A 5,098-nucleotide genomic window follows, 5' to 3' on the forward strand; every position below is an offset into this window, starting at 1 on the left:
GATAATATCAATATAAAAGGAGATTACTTATGACACGTGAAGTTGTATTATACATTGCAGCAAGCTTAGATGGCTTTATCGCTAAAGAAGATGATGATTTGCAATGGTTGCTTGAAACAGAAGGAGAAGGTGACAATGGATATAATGAGATGTATCAATCCATTGATACAATAATTATGGGAAAGAGAACATATGACTATGTATTAGAACATACAGAATCATTCCCGTATCCTGATAAGAAATGCTATGTTTTTACTACATCAGAAAAAGGTTCAACTGAATATGTAGATTTTGTAAATGAGGATGTTGTACAGTTTACAAAAAAATTAAAAGAGCATGAAGGCTCGAAAATATGGATGGTTGGTGGTGCAAGTATTCTCGATGCCTTTATTAAAGAAAACTTAATTGATGAGTATATTATTACTATTACTCCTCATATATTGGGTTCTGGTATCCCGTTATTTACAGAAAAAAATCCACAAATAGATTTAATTTTAGAGGATACAAAGCGTTTCGGACAATTTATTCAACTGTATTATAAGGTGAAACCACGTAAGTAAAGTGTAAAACGAAGGCTGCAGAAATGCAGTCTTTTAACGTATTAAAAAAGCGTAAGTATAAGAATAGTCCTACATTTAGCGAATAGGACTATGTTTGTATGTGTTTTATTCGGAAGAGAATATAAATCTTTCTTTTAAATGTCTACCTTCGCTACCATTTTCAGTCCAAATAATTTCGATTTCTAACTCAGTTGCTTCTTCAGCAAGAAGGAAATTTGAAAATGTATAGGGAAACCCATCGTTTAATTGTTTCGCTAGAGGAAACGACTCTTCAAAATGTCCCTTATCACATTCTTGTTCATCAGGACAACCAAATAAGGAGTATTTGGTTGTAGAATTTGGTTCATTTCTAAACATATTAACTTCAGCAGATAGGACATCTTTTCCAATATTATCGATTTTTAAAGAATATGTATGGAATTTTCCAGTAATAGGTTTTGCGAGATTTTCATCTTCTTCTGCTTCTCCAATAGTCACGGACCATTGTTTTGAGGTTTGATTGGTAGGTAGTTTATCCAAAGTTAATGCTTTCGATTCTCCAACTATTGATAACTGTATTATGAGAATAAGTAGCCAAATGGTACATAATTTGTTCATTGTTTTAGCTCCTATTTATATGTTTTCTCATATATTTTTCTCAACGTTAGATTGATTTATGCTTTTAGTGAACAATTAGTATATGTATGATGTGATTGAATGAAACAAAAAAGCTGCCCATATTCCAATATGGGCAGCACTTTATTAAATATAACCCCAAATCATTGTAAGTAGGGTACCGAAAACAGTAACTAATCCTATAAATACTGCATAGAACAGGTTCGTATAAATAGATCCTTTATCTCCAGTTTCACCAGCATGCATAAATACAACCAATTGAAGAGCTGCTTGTATGAATGCAGTAACTACTAGAACAGTCATGGCTACTTCGAAAGACATGTCTAAGTAGTAAACCATAAGAGCCACTGCCGTAAGGACTAGTGAAAATACAAAACCCATTATTTGTTTACGTGGGAATAATTCACTCATGTTTATACCATTCCTTTCAAGTAGATAAAGCTGAAGATGAAAATCCAAACTACGTCTAAGAAATGCCAGTATAGAGAGAAAATAAACGATTTATTTGCTGTTTCAGGAGTTAAACCACGCTTTTTAATTTGAAGGACGATGAACACTCCCCAAAATAAACCAAATGTAACATGGGCTCCGTGAGTTCCTAATGTTGTTAAGAGGATCGCTGTAAATCCACTTACTGTTAATCCAGCTCCAACACTATAATAGTGAGCAAACTCATAAATTTCTATACCTAGGAATGCTAGACCAAGAAGAAGGGTAATCCAAAAGAAAGTCATCATAGCCTTCTGTTTGCCTAGACGCATAGCATGAATTGCTAAACCAATCGTAAAACTACTTGATAACAATATGACTGTTTCAAGTATAACAGGTGCTATTTGGAAGATCTCCGCTCCGGTTGGACCGTTACCGGTACGATCTACCAATGTGAAATAGCCTGCGAACAATGTTCCGAAAAGCATAATTTCGGCACCAAGAAAAATCCAAAACCCTAATATATTTGCTTGGTTTTGTTGTGTACTATATTCAAGCGGTAGCGAGTTATCTATTTTCATTATTTAAGCACCTCGCACTTTTTCAGTTTTTTTAATTTCATCAACAGAGATGTAACGACCGTGATCTTGTTCTAATGAACGGTGTGCCAAACAAGCAAATATTCCAATTGTTGTAATAACTACTGGAATCCACATACTGAATACGAATGAGAATCCCCACGCAAAGAAGATACAGCCCAGAATAAATGGTACACCACTGTTATTTGGCATATGAATTTTCTCATATTCACCAGGGAATAGCTCATGTCCATGTTTCTTCGCATCCCAAAATGCTTCCGTTGAGTTAACATGTGGTGTAATAGCGAAGTTATATTCAGGTACTGGACTTTGAGTTGCCCATTCAAGAGAGCGTGCATCCCAAGGGTCTGAACTGATATCTCTTGATGCATAACGCGTGCTGTAATAAACGTTATAGACTATTAGCGCAAAACCGATTGCAAGTCCAACTGCTCCGACAAATGAAATCATATTGTATATTCCAAATCCAGTTGATTCAGAGTATGTGTACATACGACGAGCTTGACCGTCTAATCCAGAGAAGAACATTGGCATGAAAGCTAATAGAGTACTCATTGAGATGATCCATGCTTCAGCTTTACCAAGTTTATCATTCAACATGTAACCAAACATTTTTGGCCAATAGTAATGAAGACCAGCAAGCATCGCGAACACAACACCTGGCAGAATAACCATATGGAAGTGCGCTACTAAGAACATTGTATTGTGATATTGGTAGTCAGCTGCTGACATTCCAAGCATTACCCCAGTAACTCCTCCGATTGTAAAAATCGGAATGAACAGCATTGAATAGAGCATTGGAGTTTTAATAACGATTTTACCTTTCCAAAGCGTGAACAACCAATTGAATATTTTCACTCCTGTTGGAACAGCAATTGCCATTGTTGTAATCGAGAAGATACTGTTCGTTAGTGCCCCTTGACCCATTGTAAAGAAATGGTGCGTCCAAACTAGGAATGACATCAGGGAGATAATAACCATTGAGCCAACCATTGATTTATAACCATATAGATTACGGCGTGAGAAGGTTGAGATAACTTCACTGTATATACCGAATGCCGGTAGAATTAAGATATACACTTCAGGATGTCCCCAAACCCAGAAGAAGTTTGCCCAAAGCATATCCATACCGCCATTATTTGTAGTAAAGAAGTTCGTCATAAATAATCGATCCATTGTTCCCATAAGAAGTGCTATCGTTAATACTGGGAAAGCAAAAACGATAATAGCATTTGTTACTAAAGAAGCCCATGTGAACATTGGCATTTTCATTAATGTCATACCAGGTGCTCTGAATTTCAATATAGTAGTGATGAAATTGATTCCTGTAATTAATGTACCTAAACCAGAAATTTGTAGAGCAAACATATAATAGTTCGTACCTACTGATTCACTGAATTCATTACCTGCAAGTGGGAAATATGAAGTCCAACCTGCATCTGGAGATCCACCGATAACGAAAGAGATATTTAATAACATCGCTCCAAAGAAGAATAACCAGAAACTAATTGCATTCAATCTAGGGAATGCTACATCTCGTGCTCCAATTTGTAATGGAACAAGGAAGTTCATGAAGGCCATAATGAATGGCATAGCCATGAAGATAATCATAACTAGACCATGTGTAGTGAAAACTTCATTATAATGTTGTGCATCTAGCAACGTGTTTTCAGGTACTGCTAGTTGGGCACGCATCATAATAGCGTCAGCACCACCGCGGAATAGCATTAGCAATGCGGAGATTAAATACATAATCCCGATTTTTTTATGGTCAACTGTTGTTAACCATTCACGCCATAGGTAACCCCATTTTTTAAAATATGTTAAGGCAAAGATGATACCGAGAACAGTAAGTCCAATGGCAACCATCGATGCATAAATTGCTGGACTTGGATGTGGTACAGCAAAACGTTCAAAGAATTCCATAGTTTTGTAACTCCTTCCGGGCTTGCTCGTTATAATAATTGAGATGTGCGGTAAGTGTACCGACTGCCGTTATTTTACTGATGTTCAGAATCAGCATGTTCCTCTTTTGAATGATCATCAGACTTTTCTGACCCATGATTGTGTCCACCATTTTCACCTTCTGGAGGTGGTAGGAACGTTAAATGAGTGCCGGTGAAAGTAGATTGACCCACGTGACCAGGTTCTAATAATTCATTAAATTTTTCTTCTGTAAGAGGTTCAGCAGTTTCTTTTACTTCTTTTACCCAATCATTAAATTCAGCTTCCGGCATAGCTTTAACATTGAACGTATTTTCAGCGAAACCTTTACCACTAAAGTTTGCATTTCGTCCCATATATTCTCCTGGTACATCAGCGGCTAAGTGTAGAGTGTTAACCATGTCCGCCATTGCATATTTTTGACCACCAAGTTGTGGAATCCAGAAGCTAGTGATTGGTCCGTATGAATAAAGTTTAAATTCAAGTGCACGGTCTGTTGGAATATACAAGTAGTTAACTGTTTCAATGTTTTCTTCAGGATAACTAAAGTGCCATTTCCAGTTTGATGTTGAAGCGTAAATAATAAGTGGTTCTTTATCTTCGTATCCTGCTGGTGTAGCTTCTACTTTATAGTTACTTTGAACCGAAACAAATGATAGGAATACGATGATTAATACAGGAATTCCTACACAAATTGCTTCAACGAGTACGTTTCCTTCCATATGAGGTGGTTCGTAATCTTCGGGTTGTTTAGATGCACGATATTTGTACAGCATATATGCGAGCATTAGGAAAACGACAAGCACAATGAAGGACATAATTCCGATTGAAAGCATAATATCCTTGGCTTGTGTTTCCGCTTGGGGGCCTTTAGGATCTAAAACCAGTAATGGATCGCACCCTGTTAACACAGTGATAATAGTTAAAACGACTGTTAATAGAGTATATTTT

At 36.5% G+C, this 5,098-nt stretch carries 6 protein-coding genes; 1 reads left to right on the forward strand and 5 read right to left on the reverse strand.

What is annotated here, in order from left to right; genetic code table 11:
- Positions 1 to 29 precede the first annotated feature (29 nt).
- Positions 30 to 560 carry a dihydrofolate reductase family protein gene (locus tag V7014_RS25000; RefSeq protein ID WP_335511466.1) on the forward strand — a complete coding sequence of 177 codons (531 nt, stop codon included), beginning with the start codon at positions 30 to 32 and terminating at the stop codon, positions 558 to 560.
- Positions 561 to 665: 105 nt separating this feature from the next.
- Here V7014_RS25000 and V7014_RS25005 read toward each other — a convergent pair whose 3' ends face one another.
- The 5 genes from V7014_RS25005 to qoxA form a co-directional block, all read right to left on the reverse strand.
- A complete protein-coding gene (locus V7014_RS25005; RefSeq protein WP_335511467.1) occupies positions 666 to 1,157 on the reverse strand; it encodes a hypothetical protein in 492 nt (163 codons plus the stop codon).
- 144 nt (positions 1,158 to 1,301) lie between these two features.
- The gene (gene qoxD / locus V7014_RS25010; RefSeq protein ID WP_335511469.1) at positions 1,302 to 1,586 is read right to left on the reverse strand and encodes a cytochrome aa3 quinol oxidase subunit IV; all 285 of its coding nucleotides are present in this window, start codon (positions 1,584 to 1,586) and stop codon (positions 1,302 to 1,304) included.
- A 2-nt stretch (positions 1,587 to 1,588) separates the two neighbouring features.
- Positions 1,589 to 2,185: a cytochrome aa3 quinol oxidase subunit III gene (gene qoxC, locus V7014_RS25015; protein ID WP_335511471.1), complete on the reverse strand. Its 597-nt coding sequence runs from the start codon at positions 2,183 to 2,185 to the stop codon at positions 1,589 to 1,591.
- 3 nt (positions 2,186 to 2,188) lie between these two features.
- On the reverse strand, positions 2,189 to 4,129 hold the full coding sequence (gene qoxB, locus V7014_RS25020; RefSeq protein WP_335511473.1) for a cytochrome aa3 quinol oxidase subunit I: 1,941 nt from the start codon (positions 4,127 to 4,129) through the stop codon (positions 2,189 to 2,191).
- Between the two features lie 74 nt (positions 4,130 to 4,203).
- Entirely contained in the window at positions 4,204 to 5,067 is an 864-nt protein-coding gene (qoxA, locus tag V7014_RS25025; RefSeq protein ID WP_438824977.1) for a cytochrome aa3 quinol oxidase subunit II, read from the reverse strand.
- Positions 5,068 to 5,098 lie beyond the last annotated feature (31 nt).

The organism is Bacillus sp. JJ722 (assembly GCF_036963345.1).
Classification (GTDB): Bacteria; Bacillota; Bacilli; order Bacillales; family DSM-1321; genus Bacillus_AD.